The 17,854-nt window shown below is 61.8% G+C and carries 16 protein-coding genes; 12 read left to right on the top strand and 4 right to left on the bottom strand.

The window, feature by feature from the left end:
• Positions 1 to 3 precede the first annotated feature (3 nt).
• Both ACRTG1_RS17865 and ACRTG1_RS17860 read left to right on the top strand, forming a co-directional pair.
• On the top strand, positions 4 to 1,071 hold the full coding sequence (locus ACRTG1_RS17865) for an ABC transporter permease (protein WP_222473835.1): 1,068 nt from the start codon (positions 4 to 6) through the stop codon (positions 1,069 to 1,071).
• Between the two features lie 40 nt (positions 1,072 to 1,111).
• On the top strand, positions 1,112 to 2,167 hold the full coding sequence (locus ACRTG1_RS17860; protein ID WP_113154472.1) for a substrate-binding domain-containing protein: 1,056 nt from the start codon (positions 1,112 to 1,114) through the stop codon (positions 2,165 to 2,167).
• Positions 2,168 to 4,080: 1,913 nt separating this feature from the next.
• Here ACRTG1_RS17860 and ACRTG1_RS17855 read toward each other — a convergent pair.
• The 3 genes from ACRTG1_RS17855 to ACRTG1_RS17845 all read right to left on the bottom strand — a co-directional run bounded on the left by ACRTG1_RS17855 (position 4,081) and on the right by ACRTG1_RS17845 (position 7,653).
• Positions 4,081 to 6,135: a bifunctional aldolase/short-chain dehydrogenase gene (locus tag ACRTG1_RS17855; RefSeq protein WP_432516755.1), complete on the bottom strand. Its 2,055-nt coding sequence runs from the start codon at positions 6,133 to 6,135 to the stop codon at positions 4,081 to 4,083.
• Between the two features lie 75 nt (positions 6,136 to 6,210).
• Positions 6,211 to 7,176 carry a sugar-binding transcriptional regulator gene (locus ACRTG1_RS17850; protein ID WP_113154474.1) on the bottom strand — a complete coding sequence of 322 codons (966 nt, stop codon included), beginning with the start codon at positions 7,174 to 7,176 and terminating at the stop codon, positions 6,211 to 6,213.
• A gap of 207 nt (positions 7,177 to 7,383) precedes the next feature.
• The gene (locus ACRTG1_RS17845) at positions 7,384 to 7,653 is read right to left on the bottom strand and encodes a YMGG-like glycine zipper-containing protein (protein WP_113154475.1); all 270 of its coding nucleotides are present in this window, start codon (positions 7,651 to 7,653) and stop codon (positions 7,384 to 7,386) included.
• A 425-nt stretch (positions 7,654 to 8,078) separates the two neighbouring features.
• Between ACRTG1_RS17845 and ACRTG1_RS17840 the strand changes: the two genes are divergently transcribed.
• The 3 genes from ACRTG1_RS17840 to ACRTG1_RS17830 all read left to right on the top strand — a co-directional run bounded on the left by ACRTG1_RS17840 (position 8,079) and on the right by ACRTG1_RS17830 (position 10,698).
• A complete protein-coding gene (locus ACRTG1_RS17840; protein WP_206554072.1) occupies positions 8,079 to 9,668 on the top strand; it encodes a BCCT family transporter in 1,590 nt (529 codons plus the stop codon).
• 293 nt (positions 9,669 to 9,961) lie between these two features.
• Positions 9,962 to 10,342 carry a type II toxin-antitoxin system RelE/ParE family toxin gene (locus tag ACRTG1_RS17835; RefSeq protein WP_206547223.1) on the top strand — a complete coding sequence of 127 codons (381 nt, stop codon included), beginning with the start codon at positions 9,962 to 9,964 and terminating at the stop codon, positions 10,340 to 10,342.
• A complete protein-coding gene (locus ACRTG1_RS17830) occupies positions 10,339 to 10,698 on the top strand; it encodes a helix-turn-helix domain-containing protein (RefSeq protein WP_206547224.1) in 360 nt (119 codons plus the stop codon). The genes ACRTG1_RS17835 and ACRTG1_RS17830 overlap by 4 nt, the downstream gene beginning before the upstream one ends.
• A gap of 66 nt (positions 10,699 to 10,764) precedes the next feature.
• Here ACRTG1_RS17830 and ACRTG1_RS17825 read toward each other — a convergent pair whose 3' ends face one another.
• Positions 10,765 to 11,772 carry a polysaccharide deacetylase gene (locus ACRTG1_RS17825; RefSeq protein WP_432516754.1) on the bottom strand — a complete coding sequence of 336 codons (1,008 nt, stop codon included), beginning with the start codon at positions 11,770 to 11,772 and terminating at the stop codon, positions 10,765 to 10,767.
• 217 nt (positions 11,773 to 11,989) lie between these two features.
• On the opposite strand from ACRTG1_RS17825, the gene ACRTG1_RS17820 reads away from it, so the two are divergent.
• From ACRTG1_RS17820 to ACRTG1_RS17790, 7 genes are all read left to right on the top strand, one after another.
• Positions 11,990 to 12,655, top strand: coding sequence for a tetratricopeptide repeat protein (locus ACRTG1_RS17820; protein WP_206545816.1), 666 nt, complete (start codon positions 11,990 to 11,992; stop codon positions 12,653 to 12,655).
• Between the two features lie 19 nt (positions 12,656 to 12,674).
• Positions 12,675 to 14,105: a ribosome biogenesis GTPase Der gene (gene der, locus ACRTG1_RS17815; RefSeq protein ID WP_113154478.1), complete on the top strand. Its 1,431-nt coding sequence runs from the start codon at positions 12,675 to 12,677 to the stop codon at positions 14,103 to 14,105.
• A 175-nt stretch (positions 14,106 to 14,280) separates the two neighbouring features.
• Complete coding sequence (locus ACRTG1_RS17810; RefSeq protein ID WP_113154479.1) at positions 14,281 to 15,465, top strand: cell wall hydrolase; 1,185 nt, start codon at positions 14,281 to 14,283, stop codon at positions 15,463 to 15,465.
• A 246-nt stretch (positions 15,466 to 15,711) separates the two neighbouring features.
• Positions 15,712 to 16,065, top strand: coding sequence for an AtpZ/AtpI family protein (locus ACRTG1_RS17805; protein ID WP_113154480.1), 354 nt, complete (start codon positions 15,712 to 15,714; stop codon positions 16,063 to 16,065).
• A gap of 39 nt (positions 16,066 to 16,104) precedes the next feature.
• Complete coding sequence (locus ACRTG1_RS17800; RefSeq protein ID WP_113154481.1) at positions 16,105 to 16,854, top strand: F0F1 ATP synthase subunit A; 750 nt, start codon at positions 16,105 to 16,107, stop codon at positions 16,852 to 16,854.
• Positions 16,855 to 16,982: 128 nt separating this feature from the next.
• Positions 16,983 to 17,207, top strand: a complete 225-nt coding sequence (locus ACRTG1_RS17795; protein WP_009451405.1) for a F0F1 ATP synthase subunit C — start codon at positions 16,983 to 16,985, stop codon at positions 17,205 to 17,207.
• 65 nt (positions 17,208 to 17,272) lie between these two features.
• Positions 17,273 to 17,854: a F0F1 ATP synthase subunit B gene (locus ACRTG1_RS17790; RefSeq protein ID WP_113154482.1), complete on the top strand. Its 582-nt coding sequence runs from the start codon at positions 17,273 to 17,275 to the stop codon at positions 17,852 to 17,854.

Raw genomic sequence — 17,854 nt, 5'->3', positions numbered from 1 at the left:
AGAATGGACAGCCGTACGGCGGACAAGACCCCGGTTGAAACCCCGGCTGAGGCGCTGGCGCAGCCGAAGGACGGCCGCTCGCTGCGCGAGCTGGCAATCCGCTATGGCTTTTTGAGCCTGCTTGTGGGGCTGATCATTTTCTTCTCGCTTGCGACGCGTGGCTTCACCTCGCCGCAGGCGGCGGTCTTCATCCTGCAATCCGTTTCGATCACCGGCATTCTGGCGCTCGGCGTGACGGCGACGCTGGTGGTGGGCGGTTTCGACCTTTCCATCGGCTCCATCGCCACAAGCTCCATGATGGCGGCGGCCTATGTGATGGTGGTGCTGGAGCAGAACGCACTGGTGGCGGTTCTGGTGTGTCTCGCCATCGGCGCGCTGGTCGGGCTGATCAACGGTTTGATCATCTGCTACATGCGCGTGCCCGATCTTCTGGCGACGCTCGGCATGATGTTCCTGCTGATCGGTCTGCAGCGCATTCCGACCGAAGGGCGCTCCATCGCAACCGGCATGACGCTGCCCGACGGCTCGACCGCCGAGGGCACGTTCAGCCAGGCCTTTCTGGCGCTCGGGCGGCACCGGTTCGATCTCTTCATGGAGAACCTCGTGCCGGCCTCGGTGGTGGTGCTGATCGTGCTGGCGATCCTGATCTGGTTCTTCCTCGAATACACGCGGTTTGGCCGCATGATGTATGCGGTGGGATCGAATGCGCGCGCTGCGGAGTTTGCCGGCGCGCCGGTCAAGGCCTACCGCATCTGGGCCTATGTGATCTCGGGCGTCTTCGCCTCCATCGGCGGCATTCTTCTGGCCGCGCGCCTTGGGCGCGGCGACATCGCATCGGGCAACAATCTGCTTCTGGATGCGGTGGCGGCGGCGCTGATCGGTTTTGCGGTGCTGGGTGCAGCCAAGCCGAACGCGTTCGGAACGGCCATCGGGGCGCTGTTCGTGGGCGTGCTCCTGCAGGGGCTCACCATGATGAACGTGCCGTATTACACGCAGGATTTCGTCAAGGGCGCGGTGCTCGTCATCGCTCTGATCTTCACCTTTGCGCTGCTTGGGAGGAATGCCCGGTAGCGCCCGTTCAAAAGCAAACAGGCAGTGGAGGAGAAAGAGTATGGAAATTTCACGCAGACTTCTGGGCAAGATGGCCGTGGCGCTGGCCGGGGCGACCATGCTTCTGCCGGCAGCCGCCGGCGCACAGGACAAGCCCGCGCCGTTCGACAATCCGGGTGATGTGGAGATTGCGCTGGTGCGCTATCTTTCCACGGGCGACTTCTTTCAGGCTTATCTTTCGGGCGTGGAAAAGCAGTCCGAGGCGCTGGGTGTGAACCTGCGCGTGCTCGACAGCCGCCAGGACGCCGCGCTTCAGGCCGACATGGTGGATCAGGCGATTGCGCTTGGCGTTGATGGCATCATCATCCAGCACGGCCTGACCGAATCCATGAAGGAGGCCGCCCAGCGCGCCGTCGATGCGGGCATCAAGGTCGTGGCCTTCGACGTGAATGTTGAAAATGATGCGATCCCGCAGATCGAGCAGTCCGACCGGGATCTGGCGCGTCTGGCGCTGGAGCAGGCCGTTGCCGACAATGGCGAAGCGTGGAAGGCCGGCTATGTTTATGTGGCCGGCATTGCACCGCTCGACCGCCGCGACGAGACCTGGCGCGAATTCAAGGAAAAATATCCGGGCATCGAGGAAGTGGCGCAGTTCGGCACGCTCGACAATCCGATCGCCAACTCGGTCGCCAATCAGGCGCGCTCGGTGGTGACGGCAAATCCGGACATCCAGGTCATGTTCGCGCCCTATGACGAGTTCGCCAAGGGCGTGAAGATCGCCGTGGACGAGGCCGGCCTTTCCGATGGCATCAAGATCTATTCGGCTGACGTTTCGACGGCCGATATTTCGGCCATGCGTGAGCCGGGCAGCGCCTGGGTTGCCACCGCCGCCACGAACCCTGCCGTTGTGGGCGAGGTCTCGGTGCGCGCGCTCGCCATGCTTCTGGCCGGCGAGGAGCCGGGCAAGAGCGTCATCGTTCCGCCGACGCTGATCACGCAGCAGGCGCTCAACGACGGCGACATCAAGAACATGGACGATCTCTCGGCAAAGATGCCGCAGTTCGCGCATGCCGATGTGGCGGTGCCGGACTGGATGCCGCTGCCTGCGCGCGACTGAGGCAGTGCGTGGGGTGGAATGGAAAGGGCGGCTTGCGGGCCGCCCTTTTTGTTCGCGCGGAGATGGTGGTGCGTGCCCTTTCCTCCGCCCTTCGACAAGCTCAGGATGAGGGAAAGGGCAGGGATACGGGGTGCGGCTGGAAGCCGGGAGGCATGTTTCGCGATGATATGACAACGCAAGCCCTCATCCTGAGCGCGTCGAAGGGCGAGGGCGGGATGGCGGGTGCGATCTTGTGAGCGTTGGCGTGCGCCCCTCATCCGCCTGCCGGCACCTTCTCCCCGCTGGCGGGGAGAAGGAAAGCGCGGCTGTTGGGCTGCCCTTTTTGATTTGCCTTTCAGGCATGGATACCCGGCTCGGGGGCCGGGCATGACGAACGGGGGGGGGAGGGAGGATGCAAATCTTCGGTATCCGCGATTGACGCCACCACTCCTGCCATTCGTCACCCTCGGGCTCTGACCCGAGGGTCCATGCCGGAACGGCCAATGCCCGTATGCCGGCGTCCTTATCGCAGGGTGGGTGCGATGTCGCGCGGAGATGATGTGCGTGCCTTTTCCCTCCGCCCTTCGACAGGCTCAGGATGAGGGAAAGGGCAGGGAGAGGGGGGGGGGGCGGCTTGAAGGGTGCGGGCGTGTTTTGTGATGACACCGCGACGAAAGCCCTCATCCTGAGCGCGTCGAAGGGCGAGGGCGGGATGGCGGGTGCGATGCTGTGCGCGTTGGCGTGCGCCCCTCATCCGCCTGCCGGCACCTTCTCCCCGCTGGCGGGGAGAAGGAAAGCGCGGCTCTTGGGCTGCCCTTCTTGTTCTGCCGTTCAGGCATGGATGCCGGGCTCGGGGGGCGGGCATGACGAACGGGGGGAGGGAGGATGCAAATCTTCGGCATCCGAGATTGACGCCACCACTCCTGCCATTCGTCACCCTCGGGCTCTGACCCGAGGGGCCATGCCGGAATGGCCAATGCCCGTATGCCGGCGTCCTTACCGCAGGGCGGGTGGGATATTGCGCGGAGATGATGTGCGTGCCTTTTCCTCCGCCCTTCGACAAGCTCAGGATGAGGGAAAGGGCAGGGGGGACGTATGGCGGCTTGAAGGGTAGCGGGTGTGTTTTGTGATGACGCTGCAACGCAAGCCCTCATCCTGAGCGCATCGAAGGGCGAGGGCGGGATGGCGGGTGCGATCTTGTGAGCGTTGGCGTGCGCCCCTCATCCGCCTGCCGGCACCTTCTCCCCGCTGGCGGGGAGAAGGAAAGCGCGGCTCTTGGGCTGCCCTTTTTGTTTTGTCGTTCAGGCATGGATACCCGGCTCGGGGGGCGGGCATGACGAACGGGGGAGGGAGGATGCAGCTCGTCGGCATCCGCGGTTGACGCCACCACTCCTGCCATTCGTCACCCTCGGGCTTTGACCCGAGGGTCCATGTCGGAACGGCCAATGCCCGTATGCCGGCGTCCTTACTGCAGGGCGGGTGCGATGTTGCGCGAAGATGATGTGCGTGCCCTTTCCCTCGTCCTTCGACAAGCTCAGGATGAGGGAAAGGGCAGGGGGACGTATGGCGGCTTGAAGGGTGCGGGCGTGTTTTGGGGTGACGCCGCGACGAAAGCCCTCATCCTGAGCGCGTCGAAGGGCGAGGGCGGGATGGCGGGTGCGATGCTGTGAGCGTTGGCGCTCGCCCCTCATCCGCTTGCCGGCACCTTCTCCCCGCTGGCGGGGAGAAGGAAAGCGCGGCTCTTGGGCTGCCTTCTTGTTCTGCCGTTCAGGCATGGATACCCGGCTCGGGGGCCGGGCATGACGAATAGGTGGGGCGGGAGGATGCAGATCGTCGGCATCCGGGATTGACGCCACCACTCCTGCCATTCGTCACCCTCGGGCTTTGACCCGAGGGGCCATGCCGGAACGGCCAATGCCCGTATGTCGGCGTCCTTACCGCAGGGCGGCTGCGATGTTGCCGCCGTCGACGGTGGTGACGTCGGCGGTGGTGCGTTCGGCAAGGGCGTGGTTCAGGAAAGCCTGCGCCACGTCTTCGGCGCGCACTTCAAGGCCGAGAAGATTGCCGCCCATATAGTCCCTCTCCGAGACGCCGCGCGCGGTGGAGCGGTTGGCGATCATCTCGTTGGTGAGGAGGCCGGAACGGATGCGGTCGGCGTTGACCGCGTTGGAACGCACGCCGATGGAGCCGTAATCCAGCGCATATTGCCGCGAAAGGAACAGCGTTGCCGCCTTGGGCAGCCCGTAAGCGCCGAAATTCGCTCCCGGATTGACCGCCTGTTTGGAGGCGTTGAAGAGCAGCACGCCGCCGGTGCCCTGCTGTTTGAAGAGGCGCACCGCGTTCTGCGCCACGCTCTGATGGGCGAAGAAATTGAGCTCAAAGCTCTGGCGCAGCGTGGCGTCTTCCAGCTCACCGATCTTGCCTTCCCAGGCAGCACCCGCGTTGGAGACCACGATGTCGACGCCGCCGAACACATCACGCGCCCTGTCGAAGGCGGCGCGCACGGCGGTCGCGTCGGTCACGTCCGCGCCGATGCCGATTGCGCCATTGCCAATGGATTTGGCCACATCCCCGGCCTTGTCGGCATGCATGTCGACGACGACCACATGCGCGCCCTGCGAGGCAAACAGCTTCGCCGTGGCTGCGCCGATTGCACCGGCGCCGCCGGTTACCAGCGTGACCTGGCCGGACAACGGCTTGGGCTTGTTGGACGCGAGCTTGGCCTGTTCGAGAGACCAGTATTCAAGCTCGAAGAGGTCGGAGAGCGCCAGCGGATGGAAAGAGCCGATGGCCTCGGCGCCGGTGACGGCTTCCACCAGCATTTCGCCCACATCGGCGGCGATCTTCGCTTCCTTCATGCTGCGGCCATGGCCGATGAGACCGAGACCGCGCACCAGCGTCAGGCGTGGCATGGTGTCGAGCATGGTGCGTTCGACATCGTCGGTGGCGTTGTTGGTCTCGAAATAGTCCTTGTAGCGGTCCGAGAACGCGGCAACCTTTTCGCGGATGATCTTGCCATAGGCGTCGAGCTTGCCGGCCTCGGGGGCGGGCAGAACCATGGGGCCGGTCTTGATGCGGATCGAAAGATCCGGCGTGGAGACGCCGCGGGTGGCGAGCTCTTCGGCGGTGTCGGCGTTCACATAGTCGAGGATCTTTGGCGAGGTGCGGAAGTCGCAGACCATGCGGCCATATTTGCCTTCGCCCTCATCGATGGCGATTGCGCCACGCAGATAGGGCATGATCTGCGACGGGGTGGCGAGTTCCTTCGGCAGCGCCACCGGGTTGAACGGCGTCTTGCCGTGCCCGGCGACATAATCCTCGGCCATGGTGACGAACTCGATCATGAGATCGTAGGCCGTCTTTGCGTCCTCGGCGAAGGTGAAGATGCCGTGCTTGTCGAGGATCAGGCCCTCGACGGACGGGTTTGCGTCATAGATGTCGGCGGCTTCCTTGGCGAGGTCGAAGCCCGGCTTGATGTAGGACACGAAGCCGAGCCGGTCGCCGAAGACCTTCTTGCAGAGCGCTTCGGAATCTTCCTGGTCAACCAGTGCGAGGATCGCGGTGGAATGGGTGTGGTCGACGAATTTGTGCGGCAGGAAGGCGTGCAGAAGCGTTTCGATGGACGGGTTGGGAGAACCCGGATCGATGAGGTTTGCACGCTGCATCGCCACCATGTCTTCATCCGACAGGGAGGGCAGTTCGCGGGCGGCCAGAAGCGCGTCCATCTTCACGGCAGGCAGGCCCTGTGGCTCGATCACGCCCATGTCCCAGCCGCTGCCCTTGACGCACAGAACATCATATTCGCGGCCCAGAATGTCGGTGGCGCGGCTTTTCAGCGAGGTGTTGCCGCCGCCATGCAGCACGAGGCGTGGCTCGCCGCCCAGAAGACGGGTCGTGTAGACGCGCAGCGCCAGGTCGCGTGCGACGCCCTTCTGCGCATAGTGCTCGACAAGCTTTTCGGCTTCGCTGTCTTTCCAGAGGTTCTGCATGTCTGTCCTGTACGTGTCTTGAAGGTTTGCGCTTGCCGGCGTCAATCAGGCCGGGGTGGGTCAGGTTGGCGTTGATCAGGCCAGCGTGGGTTCACTGGCGGTGTGGTGCTTCAGAAGCTTCGTCGCCATGGATGACGTGGTCACCAGATGGGTGAAGAAACGGCCGGCGATGGCGGCCTGCAGGGGCTCGAACTTCTCGTCCTCCTGCACCACCATGAGCCGCCGGGGAATGGCGCGGATGGCGTCGAAATCGGCAGAGATCATGCGCCGGTTGTAATCGCAGTCGAGCAGGGTGCCGTCGGCGGTGATGATCTGCCCGGCAATGACGCCGGTCGCGCCCATTGTTTTCAGCCGTTCAAGCTCTTCAAGGCTGAGCGCGCCGCATTTGATGACATGGCTGTCGGCGTCCAGCGCGCCGACCGTGAAGAGCGCCATGTCGCAGGCGCTGATCCCGTCGAGCTGTTCGCGGATGACCGGCTCCTCGCGCAGGGCGCGCGCCAGCTCTTCGGTGCTGAGCACCAGCGGGGCGTAGAAATTCAGACCCTTGGCGTTCAGCCGGCGGGCAATCTCCATGGTGCACTGGTCGGGACGGTAGGCATAGGGCGAGCCGAGATTGCCGCACATCTCCACCACCGTGACGCCCTCACGGTCGGCGTAGCTCATTGCATCGGCGATGTCGTACACGGTGCGGCCCCAGGCAACGCAGACCTGGTTACCATTCTCGACCATCTCCAGAAACACATTGGCGGCAAGCGTGGGGATCTCTGAAGGAGGAGAGGGCGAAAGCGCATCTTCGCCGACGAGCCAGACGGTCTCAAGCCCGAACGCGTCTTCCATCTGGCGGGCAAGACGCTCGCCGCTGAAGAGATGCGTGGAGGTGGAGATGTTGACGATGCCGGCTTCGCGCGCCTTGCGCAGATAAAGCGCCACGGACGCGCGCGAAATGTTCAGCCGCTGCGCAACCTCGTCCTGACGCAGGCCGTGCGTGTAATAAAGCCAGGCGGCCTTGTGTATGATCTGTTCTGCCGGACGATAAGCCATTCCGCGCCTCCTTTCGACATTATTCATGGTGATTGACAAAAGTCAATTCATCGCCGCGAAGAAGCGCGAACCATGGGGAAGCGGGTCTTGTAGTCATGACGGGCAGGCATGACGGATCGGGTGATCCGGACAAGAGAAAGGCCGGGATGCGTGTGCATCCCGGCCTTTGCAGATTTTAAGGGGCAGCGCGGGGCGCTGCCAGTCAGATCAGTAACCCTGCGGGCAGCGCGCTTCGTAGCGGCGGCCATACTCGTCGCGGTAGACGCAGACGTTTCTGTTTTCCTGCGAACGACCGACCAGAGCGCCGGCCACGGTGCCGACTGCGCCGCCGATGAGTGCGCCTTCAACCTTGTTGCCGGAAGCGAGCGCGCCGATGGCTGCGCCGCTGGCGCCACCGAAGGCTGCGCCCTGCTGGGTGGGGGTGCAGGCCGCAACGCCCAGAAGCAGCGCCGGAACGATAAGCAGTGACTTTTTCATAAAACCTCTCCAACTCTTTTCTTGATCATAAGCTTCGAAAGCCAATTTGGTTCCGCTTGAAGCTGTCTGATATAACAATGTCCCTATCGCCGTATACCATGCACATGAAATCCGGCAAAACTCGGTATCACAAGCATAGTTTGTGACGATTTAAATCCTAATTCTGTGAATTCCCCCGTTCAAACGGAGGTGGTTCCGAAGGCGAAGCAGGCATTTGGGCGAGAATCACCCCTTTTGTTGAACTTGCCGTGTTCCGCTAGCCGACTATTTGACTGATTCTGGTCTCAATCCACACCGTTGAGGTCGCATACAGACCATGTGCGATGGCGCTTTTGGGCCAAGTTTTCTCCTGTGGAGGAGCGCTCCGGTGGTGGGCGGCCATACTGTCGTTTGCTTCCAGCCCTCGGACAGAGATGGAGTGAAACATGTCAAATCAAGTCATTGAGGAGGACCACGGACTCGAGCCGGGGCAAGACAATGTCCGTCTGCTTGGTCTTGATGTTCACAATCCCGTATTCTTCATTTCCGCCGTGCTGATCGTCGCATTTGTGATCGTCACGCTGATTTTTCGCGATATCGCCGGCGACGCGCTTGGCGGTCTCAGGGTCTGGCTGACCTCGACCTTTGACTGGGTCTTCATGCTTTCGGCCAATCTGTTTGTTCTGTTCTGCATTGTGGTGGCGTTGACGCCACTCGGAAAGGTCAGGCTGGGCGGCAAGGACGCCGTGCCCGAATATTCCTATTCCGGCTGGTTCGCGATGCTGTTTGCCGCTGGCATGGGCATTGGCCTGATGTTCTTCGGCGTGCTTGAGCCGATGTATCATTTCAACAATCCGCCGCTCGGCCTCACCCCGCCGGTTGTCGACGGACAGCTGGTTGCGGAAGCGGTTCCGGCCGCCCGCGAAATGGGCATGGCGGCGACCATCTTCCACTGGGGGCTTCACCCCTGGGCGATCTACGCGGTTCTGGCGCTTTCGCTTTCGCTTGCGGCCTACAACAAGGGTCTGCCGCTCTCCATTCGCTCCGCCTTCTTTCCCATTCTGGGAGAACGCGTGCGCGGCTGGGCGGGGCATCTGATCGACATCATGGCGGTGTTCGCCACGCTGTTCGGTCTGGCCACATCGCTGGGGTTCGGTGCGTCGCAGGCGCTGGCCGGCCTCAACGAGCTTTACGGCGTTCCCAACACCGACACGGTCAAGGTTCTGCTCATAATGTGCATTACCGGCGTGGCGCTGGTGTCCGTGGTGGCGGGGCTCGATGCGGGCGTGAAGCGCCTCTCCGAGATCAACATGGTGCTCGCCATCCTTCTTCTGGGCTTCGTCATCATCTTCGGCCCGACGCTGGCGATCATCACCGGCTTCTTCTCCAACACATGGTCCTATGTGAAGGAGCTGCCGCAGCTTTCGAACTGGATCGGCCGTGAAGACACCGGCTTCATGCATGGCTGGACCACGTTCTACTGGGCGTGGTGGATTTCCTGGTCGCCTTTTGTGGGCATGTTCATCGCCCGCGTCTCGAAGGGGCGCACGGTGCGTGAGTTCATCGTCTGCGTGCTGATCATTCCGACACTGGTTTCCATCCTCTGGATGACCACGTTCGGCGGCACGGCCATGAACCAGTTTCTTGCAGAAGGCTATACGGGCGTTCAGCAGACGGTGGTGGACTATGTGCCGGAGCTTTCGCTGTTCGCGATGCTGGCTGATCTGCCGCTGGCCAGCATCAGCTCGCTGATCGGCATCATTCTGGTGATCGTCTTCTTCGTAACGTCTTCGGATTCGGGCTCGCTGGTGATCGACACGATCACTGCCGGTGGCAAGATCGATGCTCCGGTCGCGCAGCGTGTCTTCTGGGCGCTGTTTGAAGGGCTGGTGGCGATCGTGCTGTTGCTCGGCGGCGGGCTGGCCGCGCTTCAGGCCGGTGCGATTGCGACCGGCTTCCCGTTCGCGATCCTGCTCGTGGTCATGCTTTATGCGACCTACAAGGCGCTGATGAGCGAGCGGGCGGCCGGGAACTAAATTTCGGTCTTCGCCTTAAGAGAAGGCCCCGGTGCGAAGCGCCGGGGCCTTTTTGTGACGTAGTGCGCGCGTCCGGTCATCCATTTGGGTCCCCGTTCTGTAGGAAGTTCGAACTTCCCGCAGTTTATGCTGAGGCAACAAGGAGCACTCCGGGTTTCGTTTTTGGGGCGAAGTGGCCAATGATCTCGCTAAACAGGTCGACGTGTTTTCTATCCAAGGGATGCGGTTGCGCAGAAAGGTTTTGACAGACAAAAAAGATATACCTATTTTGGTATAAATGGAGGGGTGGGAGATTGGCGCGGAAGCAGGAACGATCCATCAAGTGGCTCTACGACTCGAAGAAGCGCCTGCTCGATTTCCCTACGGATGTCCGAACGCAGGTTGGATACGCATTGAGCGAGGCGCAGATGGGCCGGAAGGCAGACTACACCAAGTCCATGAGCGGACTGGGTGCAGGTGTTTTCGAGATTGTAGCGGACCATGATGGCGACACCTATCGTTCCGTATACGCCGTGAAGCTTGGAGAGGACATCTATGTCCTGCACTCGTTTCAGAAGAAATCGAAGACCGGGATCAAGACACCGAAGCCCGACATCGATTTGATCAAAGCCAGACTGAGCAGGGTGAAGCAGGAACTCGCTGCGGCAGAGAAAGTGGAAAGGAAAAAGAGATGATCGAAGATCAGTCCCCATTGGAGGTTGAGGTCGGAAGTGGCAACGTCTTCGCCGATCTCGGCCTTGAAGATGCACCCGAGCTGAAGCTGAAAGCAGCCATTGTTGGCCAGATCAATTCGATCCTGCTCCATCGCCATCTGACTCAAGTCCAGGCCTCCGAGCTCCTGGGGCTGCCACAACCGAAGATCTCAGCACTCAAGAACGGAAAGCTGCGAGGCTTCTCCCTGGAGAAGCTTTTGGAGATCATGGTGAAACTCGATCGAGACGTTGAAATTGGCTTTAGCAAGTCTTCCAAGAAGGAGGGTTCGCGATATTTCATCCGCAACGAAAAGGTCAGAACGCCCGTCGCCGCCTGATTTGGTAAAGCATCTGAAGGACACGAAAAGGCCCCGGTGCGAAGCGCCGGGGCCTTTCTGGTTCAATCAGGTGCCGCCCTGTGCGGGCGGGGCTTCGGTCTTTTGGGTGGCCGCCAGATAATCGCGGTAGCTCACGCATTTCACGTCATCCATGCCGCAAACGTCGCCGGCGAAACGCTCAAGTGCATCCCAGTACGCGCCGTCATTCATGAGGGTGAAGTGGAAGCCGAGCTGGAGGGGTGTGCGGCGGCCATCATACTCCTTCTTGAAGGACGCCATGAATGCATCATGGGTGCGCTTCTCGAAGGCCGGGGCCGCCTCGGGCTTCTCCTTGCCGCCGGAATGGCGGACATAAAGATTGTAGTCCATGGCGATGACCTGCCTCTCGCGTGGCCCCTCCGGGATCAGCGGAAGCGAAAAGCGCACGACGCCGCCACGCGCTTTCGGCAGGGCAGGCCCGCGCGACACGGTGCTGGCGTCATAGGCAAAACCCTTTTGAGCGAGAGTCTGGAACAGGCCCTTGTTGGTGGAGAGGTAGGGCGCGCGGAAGCCGTGGATTTCGTTGCGGGCGAAATCCTGCCACTCTTTCGGCTCGCCTTCGATCTCGTTGAGCTTCCAGGCATTGGCGACGATATTGCTGAATTCGTCGAACTCCTGGCCCCAGTCGGCCGCGTTCCAGTCCTTGCCGTCGAAATGCCCGCAGCCATGGCTGGCGATTTCATGACCCTCGGAGCGGGCGGTCCAGATCTGGCCGAGCCGGCCCTCGACATCCTCACGGCTGTAACCGCTGCCCACATTCGAGCGCCCGCGTGACATGCCCGGCGCCTGATAGGTTTTGCGGGTCTCCGGCGAGAGCAGGTAGACGCAGGAGAGGAAATAGGTAAAGCGCGCACCGGTCTTTTCGGCGATTGCGCGGCTGCGCTGCCACTGCTCCAGATGGAGCGCGCCATCGAACGAAATGATCACATATTGCGGCCTGACGGTCTGAGACTTGTCAGTCGGTGCGGCATCGTTGGCGAAACAAGAGCTTGTCAGCGCCAGCGCGGACGCCCCGGCGCAGAGTAATTTGAGCATGATCTCAATATCCAGAATGCAAAGTCGACGCAGCGGTAGCGAACAAATATGGCCGAGTTTGGAAGGCAAAGACCTGTTGAAACAAGACGCCATGAAAAGGCCGGAAATCAACAGAATGAGGTGGAATCGCGCTCGCCCCCTTCCATGGCGACAAATTTAGTCTAAAAAGCCCGAAACCGGGAACATTGCGGGACATCCCGCTAAACATGGGTCGCATATGTCCGACGACAGTTTTATTCGCGAAGTCAACGAAGAGCTCCGCCAGGATCAGTTCAAGTCGCTTTGGCGTCGATTTGGCCCGGTCGCCATTGGTGCGGCCGTGTTGCTCGTGGTCGCTACCGCCGGCTATGTGGGCTATGAGCGCTGGACCTCTTCGCAGGCCAATGCATCGGGTGACGCGTTCTCGCAGGCGCTCGATCTGGCGCGTCAGGGTGAAACCGCAGAGGCGCTGGCCGCATTCGAAGAACTCGAGGGAAGCGGCTATGGCTCCTATCCGCTTCTGGCGCGCATGCGTGCAGCCACGGTTCTGGCGGCTGACGGCGACGCCGATGGTGCGGTCGCCGCATTCGACGAGATTGCCGCCGACAAGTCGGTGACCGACGTCATTGCCGATACGGCAAGGCTGCGGGCCGGCCTGATTCTGGTTGACCATGGTTCCTATGCGGATGTTGCAGCCCGCGTCGAGACGCTGACGGCCGACGGCAACGCGCTGCGCCACACGGCGCGCGAGGCGCTCGGTCTGGCAGCCTGGAAGGAAGGCAAGCGCGACGATGCGCTGACGCTTTTCCAGCAGATTTCGGGCGATGCAGCCGCGCCGCGCAACACGCGTCAGCGCGCCGAAATGATGGTGGAACTGATTCTCGGCTCAGGCCCGGCTGAATAGCCGTAACCGGTGTAACTCTATGGCTTTCAAGCTTGCAATCATCGGCCGACCCAATGTCGGCAAGTCGACGCTGTTCAACCGGCTCGCCGGGCGTCGTCTGGCCATTGTCGATGACACGCCCGGCGTCACGCGCGACCGGCGTTCGCATCCTGCGCGCCTGCAGGATCTTCGTTTCGAGGTGATCGATACGGCGGGGCTGGAGAGCGCCGCTGCGCCGACGCTGGAAGGGCGCATGCGCGTTCAGACGGAGCAGGCGATCGAGGAAGCAGACATTGCGCTGTTCATGATCGATGCGCGCGTCGGCGTGATGCCGGACGATGCGACCTTCGCCAATCTTCTGCGCCGCCGCGGCAAACCGGTGGTGCTGGTCGCCAACAAGATGGACGTGAATGCCGCCCGCAGCGGCGTTCTCGATTCCTGGGAACTCGGGCTTGGCGATCCGGTCGAGATTTCGGCGGAGCATGGTCTGGGCATGTCCGACCTGCGCGACGCCATCGTTGAGGGCCTTGGCGAAGACGTGGCGCTGGCTGAAGAGCCGGAAGACATCATCGTCACGACGGACGAAATTGCGGTCGGCGAGGACATCGAGCCCGATTCGGAAGAGGAGGCGCATTACGACACCTCCAAGCCGCTGCGGATCGCCATTGTCGGGCGACCCAATGTGGGCAAGTCGACGCTCATCAACGCACTTCTGGGCGAAGATCGCATGCTGACGGGGCCGGAAGCCGGCATCACGCGCGATTCGATCTCTGTCGACTGGCAGTGGCGCGACCGCAAGATCAAGCTGTTCGATACGGCAGGCATGCGCCGCAAGGCGCGCGTGCAGGAAAAGCTGGAAAAGCTTTCCGTCGCTGATGGCCTGAGGGCCGTGCGCTTCGCCGAAGTGGTGATCGTGGTGTTCGACGCGACCATTCCCTTCGAGAAGCAGGATCTGCAGATCGCCGATCTGATCATGCGTGAGGGCCGTGCGCCGGTCATCGCGTTCAACAAGTGGGACCTGATCGAGGACCGGCAGGAAACGCTGGCCGAACTGCGCGAAAAGACCGAGCGGCTGTTGCCGCAGGTGCGCGGGCTTCAGGCCGTGCCGATCTCGGCAGAGACGGGGCGTGGCTTCGACAAGCTGATGGAAGCCGTCGAGAAGACGCACCGCACCTGGAACAGCCGCATCTCCACCGGCCGGCTCAACCGCTGGCTCGAAGGCGCGACCACGCAGCACCCGCCGCCGGCCGTTGCAGGCCGCCGCCTGAAGGTGAAGTACATCACGCAGATCAAGACGCGTCCGCCGGGCTTTGTGGTCTCGTGCTCGCGTCCAGAGGCGATGCCGCAATCCTATGTGCGCTATCTGGTGAATGGTCTGCGCGAGACCTTCAACCTCCATGGCGTGCCGATCCGCATGGCGCTGCGCACCTCCGACAACCCCTATGCGGGGCGGGCGAAGAAGCGTCGTTAAGAGTGGTGTGACGCCACATCACAAGGTTTTTGAACGGGCTCTGCATGGCAGGGCCCGTTTTTTCTTGGCTGCCTGTGCCTGCCTGCGGGCACGCATTCGACCGCGTTAACCAGTGATCAAGGTTAACCAATTATGGTTTTTGCAATTGGGTCGAGTTGCGTAGCGGAGAGTGTGGGTGCTTCGTCGGACAGGAAATGTACCGCGTAAAGCGGATGGAGAATCACGTTCGCTTCTCGCGCCGGCAGTGGTGGCGCTGGGGTTCTGGATCGGCTTTCCGGGCGTGGTCGCACATCAGGACATAGCCGGGCTGGTTTCTGGAGAGGAGAGTGCGGCGCCGCGCTGGGCCGCCTATCTGGAGAAATCGGTAGCCGGTTCCATTCATCAGGCCGAGATGCCTTTCATTGACGGCGATCTGAAGACGGGCAGCATTTCCGGCTCGGGCATCGCTGCACCTGGCATTGGCGCGGTGGCGTTTCGCGGCAAGAAGGGTTTCACCGGCACGACGCCGGACGAGGCGCGCATCAACCGCGCCGACAAGACCGGCCGTCTGGTGCAGGTGATGCCGGTTCAGCCGCCGCGCCTGTTCGAGGCGGGCACGATTTTTGAGAAAACCAGCTTCCTTCTCGAGAAACCGAAGGCCGACCAGAAGCTGATGGCTTTCGTGAAGCCGGACATTCAGGGCGAAGAGGTGCGCATCGCCTCCGCCTTTTACATGAAGCGTGACAAGAGGGCCGATCCGGACATGCCGCGGGCGATTGCGGCGCTGGTCAACAATGACCGCGCCGACATTCTGGCGACCGCCTACGCGCCGCCGGAGCCGGACTATGCGAAGGCCTCGCCCTTCGCCAGCATTCTGCGTGAGGAAGAGCCGCAGGGTGGCCGCTTCATTCCGCCGGTCAGCGCCAAGGATCATCCATGGGCGCGCAGCCCGCTGCCTGCCGAAGTGTTTTCGGACCGCGAGCAGCAGTGTCTGGCTGCCGGCATCTATTTCGAGGCGCGCGGAGAATCGGTCGAGGGACAGGCCGCCGTTGCGCAGGTCATCTTGAACCGCGTGCGCAATCCCACCTATCCGAACAGCATTTGTGGCGTGGTCTATCAGAACGAGAAATGGCGCAATCGCTGCCAGTTTTCCTTCGCCTGCGACGGCATTCGTGACCGGGTGAAGAGCCCGGGCCACTTCAAGACCGCGCAGGACGTGGCGATGGCGACGACGGCCGGCAAGATCTGGCTGCCGGAGGTTGGCTCCTCCACCCATTACCACGCGACCTATGTGCACCCCCGCTGGGCGGGCGCGATGCAGCGCATGAAAAAGATCGGGCAGCACATTTTCTACCGCACTTATGGCGGCGGCTGGAACTGATCCGGCCTTTCAAACGGGGGCGCGCGGCGGGCGGAATTTACCGATGACCCGCCGCGATTCCCGTTCTCAGCGCGCCATTTGGCGCTGCGCGCATTGTCGCAGCAAATCATCGCATTGTTTTTGAATGCCTTTTCGCCTTTGTGAATGGCTGCAACAGCGGCTTGACTGGGGCGAGGGCGCTCACTATGTTGCGCGCGACTTTCAAGCGGATAGCCGCTGACCAGCAAACCCGGTACGGAGATTGCGGTGGCCAACAAGGATCAGCCGGACGAATTGGAACGCCGGCGCGCGGATCTGGAGAAGGCACTCGCAGAAAAACGGCCGGAATCGCGGGACGGCGACGAGGGGAAGACGAAGGGCGATATGGCGGGCGTCGGACAGGCGCTCAGACTATCCAGCGAGTTCATTGCCGGCGTTGGTGTCGGCGCTGCTCTTGGATGGGGCATCGACCATTTTGCCGGAACGTCGCCCTGGGGGCTTATCATTTTCCTGCTCCTCGGTTTTGGGGCAGGGGTTCTTAATGTCCTGCGTTCGTCAGGACAAATTGCTGAATTCGGGGTTCGCTCGTCGCAGAGCGGGCAGGATCCCGAGAAGAAGTGAACGGCGCAAGAGCGCCATTATAGAAGCGAGGGGGTCCAGGTGGCCAACGATCCGATCCATCAGTTCCAGATCTCCAAATGGATTCCGATTGAGGTCGGCGGACTGGATTTCTCCTTTACCAACTCCTCCGCCTTCATGGTTGCGACGGTGGTTGCCGCCGGCGCATTTCTCTTCCTGACGACCTCCAGCCGCGGCCTGGTGCCCGGCCGGCTGCAGTCGATCTCGGAGATGTCCTACGAATTCGTGGCGTCCATGTTGAGAGATTCGGCAGGATCGCACGGGATGCGGTTCTTCCCGTTCGTGTTCTCCATCTTCATGTTCGTCCTGATGGCCAACCTGCTTGGCCTGTTCCCATATTTCTTCACCGTGACCAGCCACATCATCGTCACCTTTGCGCTTGCGCTTCTGGTGATCGGTACCGTGGTCGTATACGGCTTCCTGAAACACGGTTTCGGCTTCCTCAAGCTGTTCGTGCCACAGGGGGTTCCCGCTGTTGTCGTTCCGCTGGTGGTGCTGATCGAGATTGTCTCGTTCCTTTCGCGCCCCGTCAGCCTTTCGGTTCGTCTGTTCGCCAACATGCTGGCCGGTCACATCACGCTCAAGGTATTCGCCGGCTTCGTCACTTCGTTGAGTGCGTTCGGCGTTGCCGGAGCCGCCGGTGCCGTGCTGCCGCTCATCATGACGGTTGCGATTACCGGCCTCGAGTTCCTCGTCGCCTTCATGCAGGCCTACGTCTTTGCCGTCCTGACCTGCATGTATCTGAACGACGCCGTCCATCCCGGCCACTGATCAAGAGGTTCCAACGACTGGCTTCGTTCCGGCCCTGAAAGGGCGGGTAGAGGAAAACAGGTTTCACCGGCGGTCTTCCGCCAAGTCTGAAGAAAACACGCAAATCCGCGATTACAAGGAGTTTCAAAATGGAAGTAGAAGCAGCAAAGGCTATTGGCGCCGGTATCGCCTGTCTCGGCATGGCTGGTGCAGCACTCGGCCTCGGCAACATCTTCGGCAGCTACCTCTCGGGCGCACTGCGCAACCCGTCGGCAGCAGACGGTCAGTTCGGCCGCCTGATCTTCGGCTTCGCCGTGACGGAAGCACTCGGCATCTTCTCGCTGCTCATCGCTCTGCTCCTCCTCTTCACCTAAGCGCGCCATTCGCGTGCGTGGCCGGCCGCTCAAGGGCGTCCGGCCGGTTTTAAGAGAGGTAGACAATGTTTGTGGCATCGGCATTCGCAGCCTCGGCGCAGGACGCCGCGGAAGCGACCCATTCGGAAACCGGCGTGGCGTCGGAAGGCGCTCACGAAGCTGGCTTCCCGCCCTTCGATTCGTCCACATTCCCGTCGCAGATTCTGTGGCTGGCGATCACTTTCGGGCTGTTCTACCTGTTCCTCAAGCGCGTTGTGCTGCCGCGTATCGGCGGCATTCTGGAAGTGCGGCGTGACCGCATTGCCCAGGACCTCGACCAGGCTGCGCGGATGAAGGAAGAGGCGGATCAGGCTGTTGCTGCCTATGAGCAGGAACTCGCCGACGCTCGCAAGAAAGCCAATGTCATCGGTCAGGAAGCCCGCGACGCCGCAAAGGTGGAAGCGGACGCCGAGCGTCAGCAGATCGAGAAGGATCTCGATGCCAAGCTCGCCAAAGCCGAGGAGCGCATTGCTTCGATCAAGGAAACGGCCATGAAGGACGTGGGCGCCATCGCTGAAGACACGGCGGCATCCATCGTTCAGGAACTGGTCGGCGGCCGGCTCGACACGACTGCAGCGAAAGCTGCCGTCAAGGCCGTCAAGCAGTAG

Origin of the sequence: Nitratireductor sp. PBL-C9 (assembly GCF_050877045.1) — a bacterium.
In the GTDB taxonomy this organism is placed as follows: Bacteria; Pseudomonadota; Alphaproteobacteria; order Rhizobiales; family Rhizobiaceae; genus Nitratireductor; species Nitratireductor aquimarinus.
This window is presented reverse-complemented; position numbering and strand designations above follow the sequence as displayed.